The organism is Bacillus sp. A01H (assembly GCF_045277205.1).
GTDB lineage: Bacteria > Bacillota > Bacilli > Bacillales > Bacillaceae_G > Bacillus_A > Bacillus_A paranthracis.
On sequence record NZ_CP117702.1, the window covers coordinates 1,521,087 to 1,544,070 of the forward strand.

Sequence of the window (22,984 nt, forward strand, 5' to 3'; positions counted from 1 at the left end):
GGGACTTGTAATGGAGATCGTTTTTGAAGATTTTCAAAAGGCGTTATCGAAAATAAAATTGCTACGAGAAAACGCTAATATAATAGAAGAAACTGTTCAAAGAAATGTAAGTGAAATCGTTCAAAATGTAAGGGAGAGTAGGGATGAGGCCTTATCTTTTTATACAAAAAAGTTTGATGGTGTAAAGATGAAAGAGTTTCGTGTAAGTGAAGAAGAAATAAAACGAGCGAGTATGTTTGTAGAGAATTCATTTTTAGAAGCGTTACAAGAGGCGAAGAAAAACATTATTTCGTACCATGAAAAGCAAAAAAGACAATCGATGTTCGATTGCGCGAGTAAAGGCATCATTAGAGGACAAATCATTCGGCCATTAGAGAATGTAGGCGTATATGTGCCAGGCGGAACTGCTTCGTATCCTTCGTCAGTATTAATGAATGTATTGCCAGCAAAACTCGCTGGTGTGAAAAAGATTGTAATGGTAACACCGCCAAGAGAAGGAGGAATTGATCCACATATTTTAGTTGCTGCAAGTCTTGCAGGAGTAGATGAAATTTATACGATAGGTGGTGCGCAAGCAATTGCTGCTTTAGCATACGGGACGGAATCGATTCCGAAAGTGGATAAAATAGTTGGACCAGGAAATTTGTACGTCGCTCTAGCGAAACGAGAAGTATATGGAATAGTAAATATTGATATGATTGCTGGACCGTCAGAAATTGTAGTTATTGCAGATGAAACCGGCAATGCAAAATATATTGCTGCTGATTTATTATCACAAGCAGAACATGACGAGAGAGCGACAGCAATTTGTATTACAACAAATATAGAGTTAGCAAAAGAAGTAGAAAAAGAGATAGAAAGGCAGTTAGAAACATTACCAAGAAGCGAAATTGCACGTGAATCAATAAAGAGAAATGGGGCCATTTTTATCGTTCCTTCTTTAGAGGAGGCGCTAAATTTATCGAATGAAATTGCCCCGGAACATTTAGAGTTACATATAAAAGAACCGATGAATGCTCTAGCTTATGTGAAACATGCAGGATCTATCTTTCTTGGACCATATGCACCAGAACCGCTCGGGGATTATTTAGCAGGACCGAATCACGTGTTACCGACAAGTGGAACGGCAAGGTTTTTCTCACCGTTATCAGTCGATGATTTTGTGAAAAAATCAAGCTTTCTGTCTTATACAGAGGAAGCATTAAGAGATGTCCAACATCATATTGTAGAGCTTGCCAATAAAGAAGGGTTACATGCGCATGCGAGAGCAATTCAAATAAGATTTGAGGAGGAAGAATAATGCGTGAGTCTAGTCAAATACGTGAGACGACAGAGACAAAAATAAAATTAAGTTTACAGCTTGATGATGGGAAGAACGTTTCTGTACGAACGGGAGTTGGTTTTTTTGATCATATGCTAACTTTATTTGCAAGGCATGGAAGATTCGGTTTGCAAGTGGAGGCAGAAGGGGATGTATTCGTTGATGCACATCATACAGTTGAGGATGTTGGGATTGTACTCGGAAATTGTTTGAAAGAAGCATTGCACAGTAAAGAGGGGATTAACAGGTACGGCTCAGCATATGTACCGATGGATGAGTCTTTAGGCTTTGTTGCAATTGATATAAGTGGACGCTCATATATTGTATTTCAAGGAGAATTAACGAATCCGAAGCTTGGGGATTTTGATACAGAACTAACGGAAGAATTTTTTAGAGCAGTTGCTCATGCTGCCAATATTACATTACATGCTCGTATTTTATACGGAAGCAATACACATCACAAAATTGAAGCGTTATTTAAAGCGTTTGGTAGAGCGCTTAGAGAAGCAGTCGAAAGAAATGCCAATATTACTGGTGTAAATTCAACGAAAGGGATGTTGTAATTGATTGCCATTATAGATTATGGAATGGGAAACATTCGTAGTGTAGAACAAGCATTAAAGCATATTGGAGCAGCGTATATCGTAACGAGTGATAAAGAAGAGATTTTTAGAAGTGATGGAGTGATTTTACCAGGAGTAGGTGCATTTCCAAAAGCAATGGATGTATTGGAAGAAAAAGATTTAGTACGTGTGTTACAAGAAATTGGGCGTTCCAGAAAACCACTTCTAGGTATTTGCCTAGGAATGCAGCTTTTATTTGAAAAAAGTGAGGAACTACAAGACTGTAACGGGTTAAGTTTATTGCCAGGCGTTATTCGAAAGTTAAAGGTTCCTTATAAAATTCCTCATATGGGATGGAATGAGTTAAAGAAAGAAGGAGAAATAGCGCTTTGGAATGGAGTAGAGGACGGTTCTTTCGTATATTATGTCCACTCTTATTACGCAGATTGTCCAAATGAAATTGTATATGGAATAAGTGAATATGGAGTGAAAGTACCTGGTTTTGTAGCAAAAGGAAATATATACGGTGCGCAGTTTCATCCTGAAAAAAGTGGTGACATTGGCATGCAAATGTTGAAAAATTTTAAAGGAGTGGTAGAAACATGGAAATCTTCCCAGCTATCGATTTAAAAGAAGGGAGATGCGTTAGACTGTATCAAGGAGAATTTAGTAAAGAAACAGTAATGAATGAAGACCCAGTTGCGCAAGCGATTATATTTGAAACATTTGGAGCGAAACGGTTGCACATTGTTGATTTAGATGGTGCAGTTGCTGGTGAGTCGTTAAACTTGTCCGTCATTGAAAGAATTTGCAAGGCAGTACGTATTCCAGTGCAAGTTGGCGGAGGAATTCGATCACTTGTATCCGTAGAGAAATTATTTTCAGTAGGAGTAGATAAAGTGATTTTAGGAACAGCCGCTCTTTATGATAAGCCATTTTTAGAAGAGACAGTTCGTCTATATAAAGAAAAAATCATCGTCGGAATTGATGCGAAAAATGGTTTCGTAGCAACGAGAGGCTGGCTTGATGTGTCTGAAATTTCTTACATTGATTTAGCAAAACAAATGGAGAAGATAGGTGTTCAAACGATTGTGTTTACAGACATTTCGAAAGACGGAACACTTGCAGGACCGAATGTAGAGCAATTGGAGTTACTACAAAAGAACGTTGCTACTCGACTGATTGCTTCTGGAGGAATTGCATCTATACAAGATGTGAAAAAGTTAAATGATATGAACGTATACGGTGTCATAATTGGTAAGGCTCTTTACGAGAAAACGATTGATTTAGAAGAAGTGCTAGAGGTAACAAAGTTATGTTAGCGAAACGCATTATTCCATGTCTAGATGTGAAAGAAGGGCGAGTCGTAAAGGGTGTAAATTTTATAGGACTACAAGATGTCGGGGATCCTGTTGAAATAGCAGCTTTATATAATGATGCGGGAGCAGATGAAATAGTATTTTTAGATATTACGGCAACGCATGAAGGACGAAAAACGATTATAGATGTTGTAGAAAAAACGGCTTCAAAAGTATTTATTCCTCTTACAGTTGGCGGAGGAATTTCAAGTGTGAAAGATATGTACAATTTACTAAGAGCTGGAGCAGATAAAGTTTCAATTAACTCAGCAGCAGTGCGAAATCCAAAATTAATCGAAGAAGGGGCACAGCACTTTGGTTCACAATGTATTGTTGTCGCAATTGATGCTAGAAAAGTAGCGGAGGATAAGTGGAATGTATATGTGAACGGCGGAAGAGTTGATACGGGAATGGATGCAATCGGGTGGGCAAAGCGCGTTACAGAGCTAGGCGCAGGCGAAATTTTATTAACGAGTATGGATGCAGACGGAACGAAAAACGGATATGACCTTCGTTTAACAGAAGAAATTTCAAAAAGTGTTTCCGTACCTGTCATCGCGTCAGGTGGATGCGGTCATGCTGATCACATTATAGAAGTGTTTCAAAAGACAACAGTTGATGCAGCATTAGCGGCATCAATCTTTCATTACGGTGAGGCGACAATAGGGGACGTAAAGAGAAAGTTAAGAAATGCAAATGTTGAGGTGCGGCTATGAAACCTAACTTTTCAAAAGGACTATTACCAGCAGTTGTAATTGAAGAAGATACAAAAGAAGTTTTAATGCTAGCTTATATGAATGAAGAAGCGTATGAAAAAACAATAGAAACGAAAAGAACATGGTTTTATTCTCGTTCAAGAAGGTCGTTATGGAATAAAGGAGAAACATCAGGTAATGTCCAACATGTGCAATCTCTTTATTTAGATTGTGATCAAGATGCAATCGTTGTTGTCGTAAAGCAAGTAGGGCCTGCATGTCATACGGGAGAAAAAACATGTTTTCATTACAAAATTATATAGGGGGATACATATGAAAAACGCCTTTACATTACTATTCGAAACAATTAAAGAACGAAAGAGAAATCCACTTTCTGAATCATATACAAATTACTTGTTTTCAAAAGGAGAAGATAAAATTTTAAAGAAAATTGGTGAGGAATGTACGGAAGTAATTATTGCATCCAAAAATAATGATAACGAAGAGCTAGTGAAAGAAATGGTTGATGTAATGTATCACTGCTTCGTTTTATTAGCCGAAAAAAATATATCATTAGAAGATATTATGGAGGAAGTGACAGAAAGAAATGGGAAGCTTTCGAGAGTAGGGGACAGAAGAGAAATAGATACATTATAGGGGGAATATGTATGAAGGTGGATTATCACATTCATTTAGAAGAAGGGCCATATTCAATAGGATGGCTAGCTAAAATAAATGAATCATTACAACATTATGAACCGCTAAAAGAAGAAAAACATTCTATGGAATGGCTTGTGAAAACACAAGAACGCCTGCAAAGACGTGTGAATGAAGGGCCATTTACAATGAAATGGATTGATTTATATTTAGAAGAAGCTTTGCGAAAAGGGATAAAAGAAGTTGGTATTGTCGATCATTTATATCGTTTTTATGAAGCGAAAGAATACTATGAAACATATGTTGATATTAGTGATTCGGGGCTTGGACGTTTACAAAAGGAATGGTTAGACCAAGTAAGGGTAGCTTCACTACATGATTTTACAAGGGCAATTGAAGAGGCGAAAGAACGGTGGAGTAAAAGAGGTGTTACGCTTAAACTTGGAATTGAAGCAGATTATTTTATTGGTGGTGAACAACAATTACAATCTTTACTTGCATTAGGAGATTTTGATTATGTAATTGGTTCTGTTCATTTTTTAAATGGCTGGGGATTTGATAATCCAGATACGAAAGAATATTTTAAGGAACATGACTTATATGTTTTATATGATACGTTTTTCAAAACGGTTGAGTGCGCAGTTCGTTCTGAGTTATTTGATATTATTGCTCATCTTGACAACATAAAAGTATTTAATTATCGATTAAATGAGAATGAACAACTTTCTTATTATAAGAAAATTGCGCGTGCATTAGTAGAAACAAATACAGCAACGGAAATAAATGCGGGATTGTACTATCGCTATCCTGTGCGCGAAATGTGTCCGAGTCCGCTATATTTACAAGTATTAGCTAAACACGAAGTTCCGATCACACTCTCTTCAGATGCTCATTATCCGAATGATTTAGGAAAATATGTGGAAGAGAATATAAAGACGTTACGTAATCATGATATTGCTCACTTAGCTACATTTACGAAACGAGTTAGAACGATGAGATTACTAGAAGAAGTAACAATTTCAAAATGATCACGATTTTTTGATGAAAACCCATCTTTTTGTTCAAAATAAGAAAGAATAAAAAGGAGGGTAAGAAATGTCGAAACAGCAAAATAAACAAAATGTACAAGGTGCACAGCAACAAGCGTATACTTCTGAAACGAATGCTACATCTCAATCCGTTATTGAGGAACAAATTAGTGATACAGTTGCAGAAGGAACGATCGATGTGAAGCTTGGAAAACAATCGCAAGAAAAAGCATAAGAAGAGGGGGAGACTTGCATCTCCTCTTTTTTTGTGGAAAAGTGTCGATTTTCAAAACTATAATCAAATTCCTTGGTTTTTATATGTGGATTTCTTACAATGAAAGATAAGAGAGATCTTATTTTCTATAGAAGAGGTGTTAGTAGTGGCAAAAATATTAGTAGCAGGGAAAATTCCAGCAATCGGATTAGAACTATTAAAGGATCATGATGTAGAAATGTACGATAAAGAGGAGTTAATTTCTTTAGATGAATTAACAGAGCGTGTAAAAGACAAAGATGCATTGTTAAGCCTACTTTCTACAAAGGTGACAAAAGAAGTGATTGATGCGGCACCTAATTTGAAGATTGTTGCAAACTACGGTGCTGGTTACGATAATATTGATTACTCATATGCCGAAAAAAAAGGGATTGCGGTAACGAATACACCGAAAGTATCAACGGAAGCTACTGCAGAACTAACATTTGCACTTCTTTTAGCAGCGGCACGTAGAATTCCTGAAGGTGATACGCTATGTCGTACAACTGGATTTAACGGATGGGCACCGTTATTTTTCTTAGGCCGCGAAGTACATGGTAAGACAATTGGAATTATCGGCCTTGGAGAAATCGGAAAGGCAGTTGCAAAGCGTGCGAAAGCGTTTGGAATGAATGTTTTATATACAGGACCAAATCGAAAGCCTGAAGCTGAAAGTGAACTGGAAGCAACATATGTAACATTGGAAGAATTATTACAAACAGCAGACTTTATTACAATTAACTGTGCGTATAATCCGAAATTGCACCATATGATTGATGAAGAACAGTTCAAAATGATGAAGAAAACAGCGTATATTATAAATGCTTCACGCGGACCAATTATGCATGAAGCGGCACTTGCTCATGCTTTAAAAACAAATGAAATTGAAGGGGCAGCTCTTGACGTGTTTGAATTTGAGCCGAAAATTACTGAAGAGCTAAAAGGATTAAAGAATGTGGTACTTGCTCCTCACGTAGGAAATGCAACATTCGAAACGCGTGATGCGATGGCCGAAACGGCGGTAAGAAATATTTTAGCTGTATTAAATGGCGAAGAAGCTGTAACGCCTGTCAATCAAAAAGTATTCGTTACAAAATAAAAAGAAACCTTCCGGAATCGGAAGGTTTCTTTTTATTTTTCTTTATTTGCTCTTTTTGATGGTCTTTGTCTAAGGAATTGAGATAGCATGTACAAAATATATAGTGGAATAGCAATGAATAAGAAAACAGAAAAATTACCGAACCCTGTTTGGTACATTGTGATAATGATGCCCACTAAAAATAGTGTAATAATGATGCTATATCGTGGAATTGGTACATCTTTTAAACTTGGGATACGAATGCGGCTCACCATTAAAAATGCGAACGTTACAAATACTGTAATAAGAACGATTTTTGGAATGGTATGTGAAAATAATGTTAAGAAAGCAACAAGCCCTCCCGCTGCTGTAATCGGTACCCCAGTGAAATATTTCATTGAAGTAGAAGATGGTGTTACATTAAATCGTGCTAAACGATATGCTCCGAAAAGAGGGAATAGCCCCGCTATGTATAGTCCGATGATTCCATAATTAGAGAAAGATGTGTAATACATGAGAACAGCAGGTGCTGCACCAAATGTTACGACATCCGCAAGCGAGTCAAGCTCTTTTCCCATTTGTGAATCAACACGTAATAAACGAGCAACACGCCCATCAAGACTATCTAACATCATCCCGATAAGGACTAAAATAGCAGCTGATTTATAATATCCTAAAGATGCATAGCCGATTGACAAGAATCCACTATATAAATTTCCGAGCGTAAATAAGTTTGGAATAGCTGCTCTATACAAAATCTGATCCCTTGCTTTCTGTAATAAATTCTTAATTAGTGTATGAAAGTTTACTTATTTTATCATACCATAAATTTCTTCTTCACACGAAAGAAATTCCCAATTTGTGAAAGATTTCATATCAGAATGATTTGAAAAATAAGTGAAAAAAGAAGGGGCTGTCTCATAAGTCTCTTTCGAAGTAAGATCACATGAAATTGAAAAGGCAGAAACGTTATAAAATTAACATTTCTGCCCTTCACTTTTTATTCGATTTTGGCTAAAAAGCACTTTTTGGGACAGCCTCTTCTTGTATTATTCAAAGTTCGTTATCATAGTTCCAGTTTTATACCGATTGTTAGGATCGAAACGTAACAAATCTCCATAAATGAGTTTGTCGGAAAGTTTCAATTCTGTTTTTGCTTTTTCAATATTCGGTTGACATAATGAGATGTCTGCTTCTTCACCTGTGTTTCGTTTATAGCACATGTTTTTTGTATACACATAATCTTCCGAAACGAAGCTACCATCACGCATTACCATAAGTGGATCTTCTTCTTTAATAAATAAGTCAGTTCCAAATTCAACTGATTTATTTGTTTTAATACCAAGTAAATGAAGTAGCGTTGGTTTAATATCAATTTGACCAGACACTTTAGAAATGACTTTTCCTTCTTGACCAGGTACATGAATAATGAGAGGGACGCGTTGTAATTGCATAGAATCAAATGGTGTAATAGCGTCTTTCCCAAGGAACTGAGCCATAGCTGCGTTATGGTTTTCAGAAATACCGTAATGATCTCCGTAAATGACAATAACAGAGTTGTCATACAGTCCTTCTGCTTTTAATTGTTTAATAAATTGTTTAAGAGCTTCATCCGTATAACGAACGGTTGGGAAGTAACGGTTTACAACGCCACTTTCCGAATTAAACTCATCAACATATTGATCTTCTGGATTTAGAAGAAATGGAAAATGATTTGTTAAAGTAATGAATTTTGTATAGAACGGCTGTGGTAAGGATTTTAACTTTGGAATAGATTGTTCAAAGAACTCTTTATCTTTTAATCCCCAACCGACAGACATTTGTTCTGTGCCTACGTAATCATTCAAATTAAAGTAACGATCATATCCAAGTGCAGGATACATTACATCACGATTCCAAAACGCTTTATCGTTTGAATGGAAGACAGCAGAAGAATATCCGTATTTTTTTAATTGTTCGGGTGTAGCTGTATATTCATTTGTTGCGTGAGTAAAGAATACAGAACCGCGATCTAACGGATAAAGTGAATTTTCAACGATAAATTCAGCATCAGAAGTTTTACCTTGTCCTGTTTGATGATAGAAGTTATCGAAATAAAAACTATCTTTAATAAATTCGTTTAAAAATGGAGTAATTTCTTTTCCATTTATTTTTTTATTAATAACAAAACTTTGTGTAGATTCCATTGAAATCAAAATGACATTTTTACCTTTTGCAGATCCAAATAAGTTCTTATCAACTTGCTTATCTTTTGAGTCTGTATAGTTTTTAATTTCAGAGAACCCATCCCCACTTGCAAATACACGTTCAGCTGAAGATTTTGATTGCAGTGTAATATCAAATAGATGATATGTGTATAAACCTAAATTTTTCACGACAGTTTGACGATCGAATGAGCGTGAGAACATTTGTGGTTTATAAATAACAGAAACAACAATTTGTAGTGCTAATAGAGCTGTTACACCGCTAAAGAAAGTTCTCTTCTCAGAGCGAGAAAGCGGCGTTTTGTCGCAAAATGATGGGAATTTACGCGAAAGAAACATTAAGATGATCGCATCTGCGAATAACAGTAATGTTTTATACGTAAAGAGTTCTTTTATACTCGTCCCTAAATCAGCCATATTATTTGTTTGAAATAATACTGGGAACGTAACGAAATCGTTATAAAACCCATAAAACATTGCATTTCCAAATAAAATGAATGACAGTATAAAACTAATTCCAACTATAATGCGATTTCGGTGTTTAGATGCAAATAATGCAAAACCGAAAAATAAAAGTAACGCAGCTAGTGGATTCATAAAAAGCATAAATTCTTCAAAGAAATTATCAATTTTAATATCAAACGCTAGCTTGTACACAATATATGTTTTTATCCATAATAAAACGACTGCAACGAGTGCGAATCGCAGTTTTGGAAACAGACGTTGTAGCATAATATACTCCTCTCCTAAAAAGCATGACGGTTCTTGTGGGCCTATTTGATTAGCTCCTCATTTTATATATACGAACAGTCCTTTATTATTATGTTTATTATACTATGAGTATCATTATACGAAAATAAAAGAGAGTTGTGGACTTTTTTATAACAATTGAGTAGAAAAAGGGCTGTAGGAGACAATAAAATGGAGTGTCTATGTATGATTATTATCGTGCGCGGAAAGAATCGTGTAACAATACGGAGGTTATAATGCGAAAATTATTATATTTTATAGTATGCAGTAGTGTTATACTTTTTGCTTCACCAAGTGTGTCGGTAGCAGAGTATGATGCACCTCTTATGGAAGATGCCCTTTATTCTGTGTTATTTCCGAAAATAAATAAAGCAATCGAAAAACAATATGGGAGCTTGAAGCCTTATCAATGCCCGAAAATTATTAGTTTAAAAAAAGTGTATAGCGGTACATATTTATTTCAAGCGAGTATTGAAGTGACTAAGTATGAACGTGTTGCAGGGAAAATTGCGCCACCATTTGAGAAGGTAACGATTACATTTAATAACGAAGAAGGTGAATGGGAAGTGACAAAGGTTTCAGTAAAGCGCTTACCAAACGATACGAAACTAAACTGTCAAAAAGCAATATAAAAAATTGTTTGACAAATAAAATGGTCCTTTGGTATTGTTAATAGCAACAATTAGATGTTTGAAAATTAAATAGACTTACCTCATCTACTCTCAAAGGTAGAGGCCGCGATAGGAAAGAGTAAGCTATGGGAGATTTAATGGAATCTGTGATCATAGGTTGAAAGGGACTATTGCCGAAATATAAGAATAACCATCTTATTCATATATTGGGACTGCATTGAATAAATGTAGTACTGTCATAAGATTTATTTTATGGAGAGCTATTTGGAGATGTTGATGCGGTTTCTTATTTTGAGGAGATAACAACTCGTTTATTTTTTCAATATATATTTTTCCTAATAAGAAACGCGTGTGAACATTGTTCCGCGCGTTTTTTGTCTATCTAAAAGCGTGCTGCAATGAATAGAAGATTGGGGTTATGAGTTTTAGAGGAAATAAGGGAGGAATTCAAATGTATTTACACGGCACAAGCCGAATCAATGGGCAAGGACACTTAGAAATTGGAGGGTGCGACACGACGCAGCTAGCAAAACAATATGGAACACCACTTTATGTATACGATGAAGAGTCAATTCGAGGAAAGTGCCGCGCGTTTCATCGTGCTTTTAAAGAAAGTGGGTTCTCTTATCAAGTAGCATATGCAAGCAAGGCGTTCTTGTGCATGGAGATGTGCCGAGTAGCTCGTGAAGAGAATATGTCATTAGATGTTGTTTCTGGAGGAGAATTATATACTGCACTACAAGCGGGATTTCCTGCATCGCGCATTCATTTTCATGGCAATAACAAAACAGATGAAGAAATTGTGATGGCTCTTCAGGCGAATATTGGTTGTTTTGTCGTAGATAACTTCTTAGAATTAGAAATTTTGCATGATTTAGCAGTGCAACATGGGAAATTTGTGAACATATTAATTCGTGTAACGCCCGGAGTAGAGGCGCACACACATGAATATATTACAACAGGTCAAGATGATTCAAAATTTGGATTTGGCGTGTCAAATGGTCAAGCGATGCAGGCAATTGAGCTTGCTTTACAAAAATCAAATTATAACGTGTTAGGAATTCATTCACATATCGGATCACAAATATTTGAAACGGCTGGCTTTGTGCGAGCGATTGAAGTTCTTCGTCAATTTTTAGAAGCAGTGAGAGAGCGAACAAACTATGTAGTAAAAGTGCTAAATGTAGGGGGAGGATTCGGAATACGCTACACAGAGTCCGATACACCATTAACTCTTGAGACGTATGTGCGAGCTGTAACAAGTGCGGTGAGAGAACAATTTACGTTATGTAATTATCCATTGCCAGAAATATGGGTTGAACCAGGCCGTAGCATTGTAGGTGATGCTGGAACGACACTTTATACAGTCGGATCTGTGAAGGACATTCCGGGTATTCGGAAATATGTATCAGTGGATGGTGGGATGACTGATAATTTAAGACCTGCTTTATATAACGCTCGTTATGAAGCGATGTTAGCGAATCGAGGGAATGATGAGAACGAGGAAGTTGTTTCGATTGCAGGGAAATGCTGTGAGAGTGGAGATATGTTAATTTGGGATATTACTTTACCGAAAGTTGCCTCTGCCGATTTACTAGCGATTTCTTGTACAGGGGCATACGGGTACTCGATGGCGAATAATTATAATCGGATTCGTAGACCAGCTGTCGTCTTCGTGAAAGGCGGTACATCACAAATTGTTGTAGAGCGCGAAACATATGAAAATATTATTGGGAACGATCGCATACGTATTAAAGAACTTGTTTAAATGAGGAAAAAGGAGTTGTTCGGATGGGCAATTCCTTTTTTGTAAAATAAAATAATTAAAATATATCGGAAAACTAGGATTGAAAAAAATCAGAATTGTGATAAAATACAAATACAAAGCTTATCAAGAGAAGCGGAGGGAACTGGCCCGGCGAAGCTCGGCAACCTGCTTATAGAAAGCAAGGTGCTAAATCCAGCAAAATGGAATCCATTTTGAAAGATAAGGTAAAATATATTACCGAACAGTCTTTTCGAAATGGGAAAGATTTTTTTTATGAATAAAAAGGGGGGCTGTTCGCGTGAGCGTACGGGAACATTTTGAGGAAGTATCTGAGAAAATTGAAGCGATGCTTGCTGATATGAAATATGGTTCAATTACAATTGTTGTGCAAGATGGAAAAGTCATTCAATTAGAGAAAAGTGAAAAAGTACGTTTAAAGTAAAAAGCGCTGACTAGAAAAACTAGAGGCGGTTTTAACCTATTTTATTAGGTTAAAACCGTCTTTTTGCTTTTACAGGGGGAAAAAACATGTTGACGTATGAAACGTGGGAAGAAAATGATGTTTCATTTTCAGAAGAAGATGAAACGAAAGGCGCGCTATCAGTATTAAGTTGGGCGTATAAAGAATATGAAAATGAAATTGTATACGCATGTAGCTTCGGAGTGGAAGGGATGGTACTGCTGCATCTTATTAACCAAGTAAATCCATCTGCTAAAGTTGTTTTTTTAGATACTAACGTACATTTTCAAGAAACGTATGAATTAATTCAAAAAGTGCGGGAACGATTTCCTTCATTAAATATTATAGAAAAACAGCCAAAACTTACACTTGATGAACAAGCCAAATTGCATGGTAACAAGCTATGGGAAAGCAATCCTAATCTTTGTTGTAAGATTAGGAAAATTTTACCGTTAGAAGAATCATTAGCGAATGAAAAAGCGTGGATCTCGGGGTTGAGGAGGGAACAATCGGAAACGCGTAAGCATACAAAGTTTATAAATCAAGATCATCGCTTTCAATCTATTAAAGTTTGTCCGCTCATTCATTGGACGTGGAAAGAGGTATGGCGATATGTATACAAGCATAGCTTGCCGTATAACCCATTACATGATATTGGATATCCAAGTATTGGGTGTGAGAAGTGTACGTTGCCTGTAGGAGAGGGTGGCGATTCAAGAGATGGTAGATGGGCTGGGAAAGTGAAAACTGAATGTGGTCTTCATTATCAATAAGATGAATCTTGAAATAAAACTAAGAGGGGATATAGAACATGAGTACAGTAAACGAATTAGTAAACCGTGTAGACGAGACATATGACGTATTACAAATTGAAAAAGAAATTGGGCTAGATAACATTGCGTTAAGTGATTTAGAACTATTAGCAACAGGGGGATATAGCCCGCTTACTGGTTTTTTAGGAAAGAAAGATTATGATTCGGTTGTAGAAACGCTTCGTTTAGCTAATGGGAGCGTTTGGAGTATACCAATTACATTACCAGTAACAGAAGAAGTAGCAGAGACGCTAAAAGTTGGAGAGGAAGTAAAACTTGTTAACGGTGGAAATGTATATGGTGTCATTCAAATAGAAGATATTTTTGTGCCTGATAAGGAAAAAGAAGCGTTACTAGTATATAAAACGACGGATGAGGCTCATCCGGGAGTGAAAAAATTATATGAACGACCGAACGTTTATGTCGGTGGGGCTATTGTTCTTACGAAACGCTTTGAAAATAATCCGTTTCCTGCTTATCATTTAGACCCAATTGAAACGAGAGAAGAATTTAAAAAACGTGGTTGGAAAACAGTAGTAGGATTTCAAACGAGGAACCCGGTGCATCGTGCCCATGAATACATTCAAAAATCTGCCCTTGAAATTGTAGATGGACTCTTTTTAAATCCACTCGTTGGGGAAACGAAGTCGGATGATATTCCAGCTGATGTAAGGATGGAAAGCTATGAAGTATTACTTCAAAACTATTATCCGAAAGATCGTGTCTTTTTAAGTGTATTTCCTGCGGCAATGCGTTACGCAGGACCGAGGGAAGCAATATTCCATGCGTTAGTTAGAAAGAATTTTGGATGTACCCACTTTATCGTAGGGCGCGATCATGCTGGGGTAGGAGATTATTACGGAACTTATGAAGCACAAGAAATTTTTACAAACTTTACAGTGGAAGAGTTAGGGATTACACCGTTATTTTTTGAACATAGTTTTTACTGTACGAAATGTGAAGCGATGGCTTCGACAAAAACATGCCCGCACGGAAAAGAAGATCATGTTATTTTATCGGGTACGAAAGTAAGAGAACTATTAAGAAACGGTGAGATTCCGCCAAGTACATTTAGTCGTAAAGAGGTAGTAGAGGTACTAATTAAAGGTTTGAAAAAAGAAGTAGTAACAGAATAGGGAGAGAATGAGATGGATACGAATATTACTTGGCATACAACTTCTGTTTCAAAAGATGAGAGAAGAGTGAAGAATGGGCATCATAGTTTTGTAATTTGGTTTACTGGTTTATCAGCTTCGGGTAAATCTACAGTAGCGAACGCGGTTGCTCGTAAACTATTTGAAAAGAATATTGGAAACTATGTACTTGATGGAGATAATATACGCCACGGTTTAAATAAAGACTTAGGCTTTTCTGAAAGTGATCGTATGGAAAATATAAGACGGATTGGCGAAGTGGCGAAGTTATTTGTAGATCAAGGGACTGTTGTTCTTACAGCGTTTATTTCACCGTTTCGAGTAGACCGAAAACAAGTTAGAGATCTATTAGCTGCAGATGAATTTATAGAAGTGTTTGTAAAATGTCCAATTGAAGAGTGTGAGAAACGTGATCCGAAAGGGCTTTATAAAAAAGCAAGAAAAGGTGATATTAAAGACTTTACAGGTATCGATTCACCGTATGAGGAACCAGAAAAAGCGGAATTAATTGTAGAAACGAATAAGTATTCTATTGAAGAATGTGCAGAACAAATCGTGAAATACTTACAAGAGCGTAGTTTTATATAGGGGGATAAAAAATGAGTTATGAAAAAGTATGGGCTAACAATGAAAAATTAAATCAAACTGAGAAAAATAAATTAAAAAAAGATGGATTGGAAATCTTTAATGATATTCCTTACTATGCAGAGAATGGCTTCGAATCTATTCCGAAAGAAGAGTGGGACGCATTCAAATGGGCAGGGTTGTATTTGCAAAGACCGAAAGAAGCGGGTTATTTTATGATGCGCGTAAATATTCCTTCTGGAATTATTACGAATGCACAGGCAGAAGTGCTTGCTTCTATCGCTGAGGATTATGGACGTGACGTAATCGATATTACGACAAGACAGGCGATTCAGTTTCATTGGTTAGAAATTCATCAAATTCCAGATATTTTTAAAAGGTTAGCAAGAGTTGGGTTATCTTCAGCTGGGGCGTGTGGTGATATAACGCGTAATATTACGGGAAATCCACTTGCTGGCATTGATGCAAATGAATTATTTGATACAACGCATATTGTGAAAGAGGTATATGACTACTTCCAACATAATGAAGAGTTTTCTAACTTACCACGTAAATTTAAAATGTCTATTAGTTCTAACATTTATAACGCAGCAAACGCAGAGATTAACTGTGTTGCATTTACACCTGCTACGAAAGAAATAGATGGTGAGAAAAAAGTTGGTTTTCATATAAAAGTAGGCGGTGGGTTATCGGCTCGTCCATATTTAGCTGATGAATTAGATGTATTCGTTTTGCCAGAAGAAGTCAAAGCGGTAGCGATTGCAATTGCTACGATATTCCGTGATTTTGGATATCGTGAAAAACGTCATTTAGCTCGTTTGAAATTTCTTGTTGCAGACTGGGGAGCAGAGAAGTTTAAAGAGAAACTAATAGAATATACAGGACCATTACAAAGTAAAGGAGAAAGTGCTCTTAAAGGCTGGAATGCGGGATACTTTTATGGTGTCCAAGACCAAAAACAAGAGGGACTAAAATATGTAGGTTTTAATGTGCCGGTAGGACGCCTACATGCAGAAGAAATGTTTGAGATTGCAAGAATTGCTAAACAATATGGAAATGGACAAATTCGTACATGTAATTCACAAAACTTCATTATTCCGAATGTTCCGCCAGAAAATGTAACTGGCTTGCTAAATGAGCCGTTGTTTGAAGCGATATCAGCAAATCCGAAATCGTTTATTGGTCACGCGGTTTCTTGTACTGGTATTGAATATTGCAATCTTGCTTTAGTAGAAACGAAAGAAAGATTACGAAAAATTGCCGAATACTTAGATACGCAAATTGCACTCGATGTTCCGATTCGTATTCATATGGTAGGATGCCCGAATTCATGTGGTCAACGTCAAATTGCTGACATTGGATTACAAGGTGTAAAAATGAAAACGAAGGAAAAAGGAATTGTTGAAGCCTTTGAAATATATGTAGGTGGAACGTTGTTAGATGGTGGTGCTTATAATCAAAAGTTAAAAGGAAAAATAGATGGCGAGGATCTACCTGATGTACTCGCATCATTTATAAGTTATTTCAAAGAAAATAAATTACCAGCTGAAACGTTTTATGATTTTGTAGGCCGTGTTGGTGTAGAGACATTACAAACAGCGTTAAATAACGTGTTAGAAGAAGTAATAGCGTCTTAGGAGGGACAATATGGATTTATATCGATTTGAAGCTGTATTAGAGAATAGTATTGTTCCAATTGTTGTTGTTGCTGAAAGTGAAGAAAAGGCATTTAAGATGGCGGAGATTGAACTTGAAAAACATTTTTTACCGTTACCAGAAGTAAAGGAGATTGCTTTATTTGAAAAAAAGAAGATTCGAAAAAGCGCAGCCTTTGTTATTCATGAGTAAGGAACATTGAAATATGAAGAAATGAAAACTTCCATTCCTATATAAGGATGGAAGTTTCACTTTAATAGTAGAAATGAGGAGAGATGATGGGAAAAGTATATATCGTTGGAGCGGGCCCTGGTGATCCAGATTTAATTACTGTAAAAGGATTGAAATGCATTGAGAAAGCAGATGTTATTTTATACGACCGTCTCGTGAATAAAGAATTGCTTTCTTATGCAAAGCCTGAAGCGGATTTAATTTATTGCGGAAAACTACCAAATTATCACACGATGAAGCAAGAGACAATTAACACGTTTCTTATCAAATATGCGAAAAAAGGAAAAATTGTAACGAGGCTAAAAGGTGGGGATCCATTTGTATTTGGTAGAGGGGGAGAAGAGGCCGAAGCGTTAGCAAAGCAAGGTGTACCGTTTGAAATTGTTCCTGGTATTTCAGCTGGAATAGCTGCACCTGCTTATGCGGGTATCCCAGTGACACATCGTGATGCAAGTGCAAGTTTTGCTATTGTGACAGGGCATAGAAAAGAAGATGCTGAAGAGGAAGTGAAGTGGGAAAATTTAGCGAAAGGTGTAGAGACTTTAGCTGTATATATGGGGGTTAGCAATTTACCCTACATATGTGAGCAACTGATAAAGCATGGAAAAGATAAAAGTACGCCTGCTGCTATTATTGAGCGGGGAACGACATCTATGCAGCGCACAGTTGTTGGGACGTTAGGAACAATTGTAGATGTTGCGAAAAAAGAACAAATCCAAAATCCAAGCATGATTGTAATTGGAGAAGTCGTCCGTTTTAGAGAAAAAATTCATTGGTTTGAGAAACAGACAGAAAGTACGTATCAAGTAAGTGGAGTGTTATAAAATGAAAGCCATCTTATATATATGTCATGGAAGTCGCTTGAAAGCAGCGAAAGAAGAAGCGGTTGCATTTATTACGTCATGTATGAACCGTGTAGAGGCAAGTATTCAAGAAATTTGTTTTTTAGAGTTAGCGAGTCCAACTATTGATGAAGGCTTCCGTACATGTGTGAAGCGTGGTGCTACAGAGATTATTGTTATTCCAGTTTTTTTATTAGCGGCAGGTCATGTGAAAAAAGATATTCCGTTTGAATTGGAAAAGTTAACTAATCAATTTTTGAATGTTAAAGTGACCTATGGTAATCCGTTTGGTGTATCAGAAACACTTGTTAAATCGGTGTATAGCGGAAGTGGCATTGAACAGGAAGATAAGAATGAAGTGACGTTACTTCTCGTTGCAAGAGGGAGCAGTGATCCTGAAGTACTAAAAGATATAAACTGGATCGCTTCTTTATTTCAAACGGAAGAGAAAATTAAAAAAGTAGAAGTTTGTTATTTAGCAGCTGCCGAGCCGAAATTTGAGGAGAAGTTAAAGGAAGTTGTAGAACGAAAAGAAAAGAATATCGTTGTACTGCCTTACTTGTTATTTACAGGTTTGCTTATGAAGCATATTGAAAAAGAAGTACGCCAATATGAGCTAGATGAGATAAAAATAAGTCCATATTTAGGGAAGAATGAAGCGTTTCAGTATATGTTAATTCAGAAAACGAAGAAATTATTGAAGGGAGATCAATATGTATCCACTTACAGTGCGAGTTGAGAAGAAACGTGTTGTTGTCATTGGTGGAGGGAAAGTCGCGGGATTCAAAATTATTCCTTTACTCAAACAAGGTGCAGATATAGTCGTGGTAAGTCCTGAATTGGATGCAAATTTAGTGAAACTTGTAGAAGAAAAGAAAATTCGTTGGTATCAAAGGGAGTATGAAAAAAGTGATATTAAAGACGCCTTTTTAGTTGTTGCAGCGAGTAGTGATGCTGTATTGAATGAACAAATTGCTGAAGATGTCGCAGAGAATCAATTAGTAAATGTTATTACGAATCCGGAAAGTGGTAATGTTCATTTTCCGGCAGCGATTCATCGTGGATTACTGAATGTGGCTGTTTCTACTGGCGGAGCGAGCCCAAAACTTGCAAAAAAAATTCGAGATGATATCGCAAATAAATATGATGAGACGTATGAATCGTATCTTGATTTTTTATACGAAGTTAGAATAAAGGTGAAAGAATTACAAATAGAGAAAAGAGAGAAAAATATATTGTTGCAAGAGGTATTGAAGTCGATATATGTTCAAAATGAACAAAAAAGAGAATTGTTTTTACAAGAATTAGAGAGAAGAGTTCATATAGGATAATGAGTAAATTGTACTTTACAACTATAAAAATATAATTTATAATCACAAGTAACTTCAATAGATGAAATCGATGAGCAAGAAGAGTATGTATATTTGATACGTTCAGAGAGCTGGGGTAAGGTGTGAGCCCGGTACGATAAGATATACAGAATGGGCTTGCGAGAGGTATGTTGAACATTGTAGTAGGCAACCCGGGTTCCGCCGTTAAAAGGATAGAGTATCGGAGTTTTTCCTGTACTTGAACAAGTGGGATTTATCAATCCAATTGAGGTGGTACCACGGTATTAACATTACATATATCGTCCTCTACATGCATATTTGCGTGTAGGGGACTTTTTTATTTTCTAAAGGAGGTGTGCGAGTATGAAATGAAAGTGTATAATTGATAAAAGTTTGAATATTCAGAAAAGGGGAATTTATGATGAAAGAAACACAGCAATGGACGTCGAAAATAGGCTTTGTACTCGCAGCAGCCGGAGCCGCAGTAGGTCTTGGTGCAATATGGAAATTTCCATATGTTGCAGGTAATGGCGGGGGAGGCGCATTCTTCCTTGTATTTTTACTATTAACTTTATTTATAGGTATGCCACTCCTTTTAGCTGAATTTGTTATTGGACGTAGTACGCAAAAAGAGGCAGTTACAGCGTATAAAGTATTGGTGCCAAATAGCAAGTTATATCCTTGGATTGGTCGTATGGGAGTTGTTACTTGTTTTAGTGTACTATCTTTTTATAGTGTTGTAGGTGGATGGATTTTACTTTACTTATACTATAGTGTGACAGGAAGTTTCTGGAATGGAGTGACTGATTATGGGCAATTATTCGGTGAGACGATTTCAAATCCAGTAAGCGCGATTGGAGCGCAATTTGTCTTTATGCTTTGTACGATTTTTGTTGTAAGTAAAGGTGTAGAGAAAGGGATAGAAAAAGCAAGTAAGTATATGATGCCGCTATTATTTATTTTGTTTATTGCAATTATTGTTCGTGCGTTAACACTGGATGGTGCTTTTGCTGGGGTAGAGTTCTTCTTAAAACCAGATTTTTCAAAGCTGACAGCAGATACGATTTTATACGCGATGGGACAATCATTCTTCTCGCTAACAGTTGGGGCCTCGGTAATGGTCACGTATAGTTCTTATTTGAAGAAAGAAGAACATTTAGCAAAATCAGCAACATCTATTGTAAGTTTAACTGTTTTTATTACAGTACTTGCAGGATTAGCGATTTTTCCAGCGATTTTCGCATTAGGTGTTAAGCCGACTGAAGGACCGGGGTTACTATTTATCGTCCTTCCAGCGGTATTTGCGAAAATACCATTTGGACAATTTTTCTTCATTATGTTTTTGGTGTTATTCTTCTTTGCAACGCTAACATCTGCGATTTCCATGCTTGAAATTGTAGTAGCATCTGTTGCGAAAGATAATGAGAAAAAGCGTCCGTCAGCATCATTATTAATTGGTATTCTAATTTTTGCGGTTGGAATTCCGTCAGCGTTATCGTTTGGTATTATGAGTGATGTGAAAATATTTGGGAAAACATTCTTTGACTTAGTCGACTTCTCAGTAAGTAACGTATTGCTGCCGTTAGGGGTACTAGCTATTTCGCTATTCGTACCAAATAAAATGAGTAAAGAAATGTTAATGAAAGAATTAGAAGTTACGGAAACGAAAGGGAAAACATTATTTAATATTTGGTTCTTCTTACTTCGTTATGTTATTCCAGTAACTGTAATTATTGTATTTTTAAATGTGATAGGTGTATTTAAAATGTTTGCATAATAAAAAGACGGAGAAATCTCCGTCTTTTTATTATGTTGTAGGTGTATTTAGTAAGCGATTATATGCTTTGTAGGCTGTGATGACTGCGAGGAATGATCCGATTAAAAATAAAACTGAGCCACCAAATGTAAATATCCGGCCAATAAAAGTCTCTCTAGCTTCTTGTATTTCTTGCTGTAATTGTGTATTCATATAATTCACCACGTAAACTATAGGCATTTAGTTATAGTCTATGTAGAATGCCTATAGTGTGTGAAGTGGAAATAAAAGAACTCGGTATGCACCGAGTTTTTTTTATAATCCTATATAAGGAGATGGATCAACTGCGTTTGTCTTGCCGACATTCCATTCTCCCAGATGAAGTTCGAAGTGTAAATGTTGTCCGTATGATTGGCCAGTATTCCCCATAAATCCAAGTTGAGTTCCTTGTTTTACAGTTTGTCCATTTGATACAGAACGGCTACTCATATGAGCATATACTGTTGTATATGTTTTTCCGTTAATACGGTGAGATAAGTACACAACATTTCCGTAACTAGATGATAATTCTGAGCGAATAACAACGCCATCTGCAGCGGCAATAATTGGAACAGTTCCTGAAGCAGCGATATCGATTCCTTTATGGTTATCTATAGAGCGTACGCCAAAACCAGAAGTTTTTGATCCAGCTGCTGGTTTAATAAATCCTCCGATGTTTGTATCGTGTGGTGTTGGGGCCGCTTGAGCTGTTTGAGCAGATGTAGCAGCTTGTTTACGAGCTTCTTCCGCCTTGCGAGCTTCCTCAGCTTTACGAGCTTCTTCTGCGCGTTTTTCTTCTTCAATTGCCTTTTGAACAGCTTGACGCTGATTTTCTAAAATGCCTTTAGATTCTTCTAATCCTTCAATCTCTGAATCTACTTTTGCTACTTTCGTATGTAGATCGCTAATAAGAGTTTGTTGCTGTTGTTGGTTGTTTTGTAATTCTTGTTGTTTTTGTTCTAATTTTTGCTCGGATTCTTTCAGTTGTTGCTCTTTTTTCTCAACAGCCTCTTTTTCTTTCGTCACAGCATCTTGGTCATTTGTTTGTTTTTTCACAATATCAGTATCATTATTTAAAATTAAACTGACAGAGTACATATTATCAACAAGATCAGCAATGTTTGCAGAATTTGTTAATACTTCCGTAATGATATTTGTGCGAGGTTTTTCTTGCATAGATTGCAGTCGTTGCTTAATAACTTCCTGACGCGTATCTATGTTTGTTTGTAATTGCTCTATATGTTTCTTTTTTTCAGTAATTACTTGTTGTGTCTTACTAATTTCTTTTTTTGTATCGTTTAATTCAGCTTCGTTTTTATTAATAGAAGTAGTTAAATCGTCGATTTTCTTTTGTAATTCTTGAATTTCTTTTTCTATTTGTTCTTTCTCGGCTGATTTATTTTGTAAGTCATTTTGTTTTCCTTCTAATTCAGATTGAATATTAGATAATTTATCTTGATTCGTTTCAGCGTATGCGGGTGAAAGTAACGGGGAAGCAAAAATCGTTCCTGCTGCTAAAACGCTGAACGCTACAAATTTCTTTTTCATGGTTGTCTGGCTCCTTTCCCTATGAATGTTATATATCATAAGAAGAAGAGTGTCTATCGTTGTAACCATAATGTAAAGAAAATTTTATAAAATTACTAAGTTTTGTCGGAATTTATCATTTTTTTACGGTAATTGTAATGGTGATTCTCTTTCTTAATTTGTGTAACAAAGGTGTGTTCTGGATTACGTTTTGTTAAATAAAGGAATAAATAGGTCTATTTTATGTAGTGAAATTTAATTTGGAAACTCAATAAAATACTAGT

26 protein-coding genes, 2 riboswitches and 1 other annotated feature are annotated in these 22,984 nt (G+C 36.3%); of the genes, 22 read left to right on the top strand and 4 right to left on the bottom strand.

Annotated features, from left to right (window positions below):
- Positions 1 to 10: 10 nt before the first annotated feature.
- The 10 genes from hisD to PSR14_RS08160 all read left to right on the top strand — a co-directional run bounded on the left by hisD (position 11) and on the right by PSR14_RS08160 (position 6,974).
- Positions 11 to 1,300, top strand: a complete 1,290-nt coding sequence (gene hisD / locus PSR14_RS08115; protein ID WP_000407007.1) for a histidinol dehydrogenase — start codon at positions 11 to 13, stop codon at positions 1,298 to 1,300.
- Positions 1,300 to 1,884, top strand: coding sequence for an imidazoleglycerol-phosphate dehydratase HisB (gene hisB, locus PSR14_RS08120; RefSeq protein WP_001209290.1), 585 nt, complete (start codon positions 1,300 to 1,302; stop codon positions 1,882 to 1,884). Before hisD ends, hisB begins: the two co-directional genes overlap by 1 nt.
- A complete protein-coding gene (gene hisH, locus PSR14_RS08125; protein ID WP_000560333.1) occupies positions 1,885 to 2,514 on the top strand; it encodes an imidazole glycerol phosphate synthase subunit HisH in 630 nt (209 codons plus the stop codon).
- Complete coding sequence (gene hisA / locus PSR14_RS08130; protein WP_073541085.1) at positions 2,487 to 3,206, top strand: 1-(5-phosphoribosyl)-5-[(5-phosphoribosylamino)methylideneamino]imidazole-4-carboxamide isomerase; 720 nt, start codon at positions 2,487 to 2,489, stop codon at positions 3,204 to 3,206. Before hisH ends, hisA begins: the two co-directional genes overlap by 28 nt.
- Positions 3,200 to 3,958, top strand: coding sequence for an imidazoleglycerol phosphate synthase cyclase subunit (gene hisF / locus PSR14_RS08135; protein WP_061535657.1), 759 nt, complete (start codon positions 3,200 to 3,202; stop codon positions 3,956 to 3,958). Before hisA ends, hisF begins: the two co-directional genes overlap by 7 nt.
- Positions 3,955 to 4,260 (top strand): phosphoribosyl-AMP cyclohydrolase, encoded by a 306-nt coding sequence (hisI, locus tag PSR14_RS08140; protein ID WP_000803968.1) that lies wholly within the window; start codon positions 3,955 to 3,957, stop codon positions 4,258 to 4,260. Before hisF ends, hisI begins: the two co-directional genes overlap by 4 nt.
- A gap of 10 nt (positions 4,261 to 4,270) precedes the next feature.
- Positions 4,271 to 4,594, top strand: a complete 324-nt coding sequence (gene hisE / locus PSR14_RS08145; protein ID WP_000786132.1) for a phosphoribosyl-ATP diphosphatase — start codon at positions 4,271 to 4,273, stop codon at positions 4,592 to 4,594.
- Positions 4,595 to 4,605: 11 nt separating this feature from the next.
- Positions 4,606 to 5,622 carry a histidinol phosphate phosphatase domain-containing protein gene (locus tag PSR14_RS08150; RefSeq protein WP_000861820.1) on the top strand — a complete coding sequence of 339 codons (1,017 nt, stop codon included), beginning with the start codon at positions 4,606 to 4,608 and terminating at the stop codon, positions 5,620 to 5,622.
- A gap of 67 nt (positions 5,623 to 5,689) precedes the next feature.
- Positions 5,690 to 5,857 (top strand): YozQ family protein, encoded by a 168-nt coding sequence (locus tag PSR14_RS08155; protein ID WP_000043572.1) that lies wholly within the window; start codon positions 5,690 to 5,692, stop codon positions 5,855 to 5,857.
- Between the two features lie 145 nt (positions 5,858 to 6,002).
- On the top strand, positions 6,003 to 6,974 hold the full coding sequence (locus tag PSR14_RS08160) for an NAD(P)-dependent oxidoreductase (protein ID WP_001062823.1): 972 nt from the start codon (positions 6,003 to 6,005) through the stop codon (positions 6,972 to 6,974).
- Between the two features lie 32 nt (positions 6,975 to 7,006).
- Here the strand turns inward: PSR14_RS08160 and pssA are convergent, their stop codons facing one another.
- On the bottom strand, positions 7,007 to 7,708 hold the full coding sequence (gene pssA, locus PSR14_RS08165; RefSeq protein ID WP_000285422.1) for a CDP-diacylglycerol--serine O-phosphatidyltransferase: 702 nt from the start codon (positions 7,706 to 7,708) through the stop codon (positions 7,007 to 7,009).
- Positions 7,709 to 8,002: 294 nt separating this feature from the next.
- Positions 8,003 to 9,889 carry an LTA synthase family protein gene (locus tag PSR14_RS08170; protein WP_000941733.1) on the bottom strand — a complete coding sequence of 629 codons (1,887 nt, stop codon included), beginning with the start codon at positions 9,887 to 9,889 and terminating at the stop codon, positions 8,003 to 8,005.
- 200 nt (positions 9,890 to 10,089) lie between these two features.
- Between PSR14_RS08170 and PSR14_RS08175 the strand changes: the two genes are divergently transcribed.
- The 12 genes from PSR14_RS08175 to PSR14_RS08230 all read left to right on the top strand — a co-directional run bounded on the left by PSR14_RS08175 (position 10,090) and on the right by PSR14_RS08230 (position 21,155).
- Positions 10,090 to 10,539: a DUF3888 domain-containing protein gene (locus PSR14_RS08175; RefSeq protein WP_002091837.1), complete on the top strand. Its 450-nt coding sequence runs from the start codon at positions 10,090 to 10,092 to the stop codon at positions 10,537 to 10,539.
- 89 nt (positions 10,540 to 10,628) lie between these two features.
- Positions 10,629 to 10,810, top strand: a riboswitch (Lysine riboswitch).
- 180 nt (positions 10,811 to 10,990) lie between these two features.
- Positions 10,991 to 12,307, top strand: coding sequence for a diaminopimelate decarboxylase (gene lysA, locus PSR14_RS08180; protein WP_000280639.1), 1,317 nt, complete (start codon positions 10,991 to 10,993; stop codon positions 12,305 to 12,307).
- Positions 12,308 to 12,424: 117 nt separating this feature from the next.
- A riboswitch (SAM riboswitch) is annotated at positions 12,425 to 12,533 on the top strand.
- 72 nt (positions 12,534 to 12,605) lie between these two features.
- Positions 12,606 to 12,749: a YezD family protein gene (locus PSR14_RS08185; protein ID WP_000116161.1), complete on the top strand. Its 144-nt coding sequence runs from the start codon at positions 12,606 to 12,608 to the stop codon at positions 12,747 to 12,749.
- An 86-nt stretch (positions 12,750 to 12,835) separates the two neighbouring features.
- Positions 12,836 to 13,540 carry a phosphoadenylyl-sulfate reductase gene (gene cysH / locus PSR14_RS08190; RefSeq protein WP_000958985.1) on the top strand — a complete coding sequence of 235 codons (705 nt, stop codon included), beginning with the start codon at positions 12,836 to 12,838 and terminating at the stop codon, positions 13,538 to 13,540.
- 38 nt (positions 13,541 to 13,578) lie between these two features.
- On the top strand, positions 13,579 to 14,715 hold the full coding sequence (sat, locus tag PSR14_RS08195; protein WP_000108787.1) for a sulfate adenylyltransferase: 1,137 nt from the start codon (positions 13,579 to 13,581) through the stop codon (positions 14,713 to 14,715).
- 12 nt (positions 14,716 to 14,727) lie between these two features.
- Entirely contained in the window at positions 14,728 to 15,321 is a 594-nt protein-coding gene (cysC, locus tag PSR14_RS08200) for an adenylyl-sulfate kinase (protein WP_000380525.1), read from the top strand.
- 11 nt (positions 15,322 to 15,332) lie between these two features.
- Positions 15,333 to 16,955, top strand: coding sequence for a nitrite/sulfite reductase (locus PSR14_RS08205; RefSeq protein WP_000119641.1), 1,623 nt, complete (start codon positions 15,333 to 15,335; stop codon positions 16,953 to 16,955).
- Between the two features lie 10 nt (positions 16,956 to 16,965).
- Positions 16,966 to 17,166 (top strand): DUF3906 family protein, encoded by a 201-nt coding sequence (locus tag PSR14_RS08210; protein WP_000366909.1) that lies wholly within the window; start codon positions 16,966 to 16,968, stop codon positions 17,164 to 17,166.
- Positions 17,167 to 17,252: 86 nt separating this feature from the next.
- Positions 17,253 to 18,029 carry a uroporphyrinogen-III C-methyltransferase gene (cobA, locus tag PSR14_RS08215; RefSeq protein WP_000521270.1) on the top strand — a complete coding sequence of 259 codons (777 nt, stop codon included), beginning with the start codon at positions 17,253 to 17,255 and terminating at the stop codon, positions 18,027 to 18,029.
- A 1-nt stretch (position 18,030) separates the two neighbouring features.
- Entirely contained in the window at positions 18,031 to 18,786 is a 756-nt protein-coding gene (locus tag PSR14_RS08220) for a sirohydrochlorin chelatase (RefSeq protein ID WP_000644366.1), read from the top strand.
- Positions 18,761 to 19,378, top strand: a complete 618-nt coding sequence (locus PSR14_RS08225) for an NAD(P)-binding protein (RefSeq protein WP_000283343.1) — start codon at positions 18,761 to 18,763, stop codon at positions 19,376 to 19,378. The genes PSR14_RS08220 and PSR14_RS08225 overlap by 26 nt, the downstream gene beginning before the upstream one ends.
- A 61-nt stretch (positions 19,379 to 19,439) precedes the next feature.
- Positions 19,440 to 19,688: a binding site (T-box leader), on the top strand.
- A 111-nt stretch (positions 19,689 to 19,799) separates the two neighbouring features.
- Positions 19,800 to 21,155, top strand: a complete 1,356-nt coding sequence (locus PSR14_RS08230) for a sodium-dependent transporter (RefSeq protein WP_000665448.1) — start codon at positions 19,800 to 19,802, stop codon at positions 21,153 to 21,155.
- Positions 21,156 to 21,185: 30 nt separating this feature from the next.
- On the opposite strand, the gene PSR14_RS08235 is transcribed toward PSR14_RS08230, so the two are convergent.
- Entirely contained in the window at positions 21,186 to 21,347 is a 162-nt protein-coding gene (locus PSR14_RS08235; protein WP_001095993.1) for a hypothetical protein, read from the bottom strand.
- Between the two features lie 102 nt (positions 21,348 to 21,449).
- Positions 21,450 to 22,721: a murein hydrolase activator EnvC gene (locus PSR14_RS08240; RefSeq protein WP_000726431.1), complete on the bottom strand. Its 1,272-nt coding sequence runs from the start codon at positions 22,719 to 22,721 to the stop codon at positions 21,450 to 21,452.
- Between the last annotated feature and the right edge of the window lie 263 nt (positions 22,722 to 22,984).

Excerpts from the sequence above, each read along its gene's own strand:
- hisD (WP_000407007.1), top strand. The coding sequence starts at position 11 with ATGGAGATCGTTTTTGAAGATTTTCAAAAGGCGTTATCGAAAATAAAA.
- hisB (WP_001209290.1), top strand. The coding sequence starts at position 1,300 with ATGCGTGAGTCTAGTCAAATACGTGAGACGACAGAGACAAAAATAAAA.
- hisA (WP_073541085.1), top strand. The coding sequence starts at position 2,487 with ATGGAAATCTTCCCAGCTATCGATTTAAAAGAAGGGAGATGCGTTAGA.
- hisF (WP_061535657.1), top strand. The coding sequence starts at position 3,200 with ATGTTAGCGAAACGCATTATTCCATGTCTAGATGTGAAAGAAGGGCGA.
- hisI (WP_000803968.1), top strand. The coding sequence starts at position 3,955 with ATGAAACCTAACTTTTCAAAAGGACTATTACCAGCAGTTGTAATTGAA.
- hisE (WP_000786132.1), top strand. The coding sequence starts at position 4,271 with ATGAAAAACGCCTTTACATTACTATTCGAAACAATTAAAGAACGAAAG.
- PSR14_RS08150 (WP_000861820.1), top strand. The coding sequence starts at position 4,606 with ATGAAGGTGGATTATCACATTCATTTAGAAGAAGGGCCATATTCAATA.
- PSR14_RS08155 (WP_000043572.1), top strand. The coding sequence starts at position 5,690 with ATGTCGAAACAGCAAAATAAACAAAATGTACAAGGTGCACAGCAACAA.
- PSR14_RS08170 (WP_000941733.1), bottom strand. The coding sequence starts at position 9,889 with ATGCTACAACGTCTGTTTCCAAAACTGCGATTCGCACTCGTTGCAGTC.
- PSR14_RS08175 (WP_002091837.1), top strand. The coding sequence starts at position 10,090 with ATGTATGATTATTATCGTGCGCGGAAAGAATCGTGTAACAATACGGAG.
- lysA (WP_000280639.1), top strand. The coding sequence starts at position 10,991 with ATGTATTTACACGGCACAAGCCGAATCAATGGGCAAGGACACTTAGAA.
- cysH (WP_000958985.1), top strand. The coding sequence starts at position 12,836 with ATGTTGACGTATGAAACGTGGGAAGAAAATGATGTTTCATTTTCAGAA.
- sat (WP_000108787.1), top strand. The coding sequence starts at position 13,579 with ATGAGTACAGTAAACGAATTAGTAAACCGTGTAGACGAGACATATGAC.
- cysC (WP_000380525.1), top strand. The coding sequence starts at position 14,728 with ATGGATACGAATATTACTTGGCATACAACTTCTGTTTCAAAAGATGAG.
- PSR14_RS08205 (WP_000119641.1), top strand. The coding sequence starts at position 15,333 with ATGAGTTATGAAAAAGTATGGGCTAACAATGAAAAATTAAATCAAACT.
- PSR14_RS08210 (WP_000366909.1), top strand. The coding sequence starts at position 16,966 with ATGGATTTATATCGATTTGAAGCTGTATTAGAGAATAGTATTGTTCCA.
- cobA (WP_000521270.1), top strand. The coding sequence starts at position 17,253 with ATGGGAAAAGTATATATCGTTGGAGCGGGCCCTGGTGATCCAGATTTA.
- PSR14_RS08220 (WP_000644366.1), top strand. The coding sequence starts at position 18,031 with ATGAAAGCCATCTTATATATATGTCATGGAAGTCGCTTGAAAGCAGCG.
- PSR14_RS08225 (WP_000283343.1), top strand. The coding sequence starts at position 18,761 with ATGTATCCACTTACAGTGCGAGTTGAGAAGAAACGTGTTGTTGTCATT.
- PSR14_RS08230 (WP_000665448.1), top strand. The coding sequence starts at position 19,800 with ATGAAAGAAACACAGCAATGGACGTCGAAAATAGGCTTTGTACTCGCA.
- PSR14_RS08235 (WP_001095993.1), bottom strand. The coding sequence starts at position 21,347 with ATGAATACACAATTACAGCAAGAAATACAAGAAGCTAGAGAGACTTTT.
- PSR14_RS08240 (WP_000726431.1), bottom strand. The coding sequence starts at position 22,721 with ATGAAAAAGAAATTTGTAGCGTTCAGCGTTTTAGCAGCAGGAACGATT.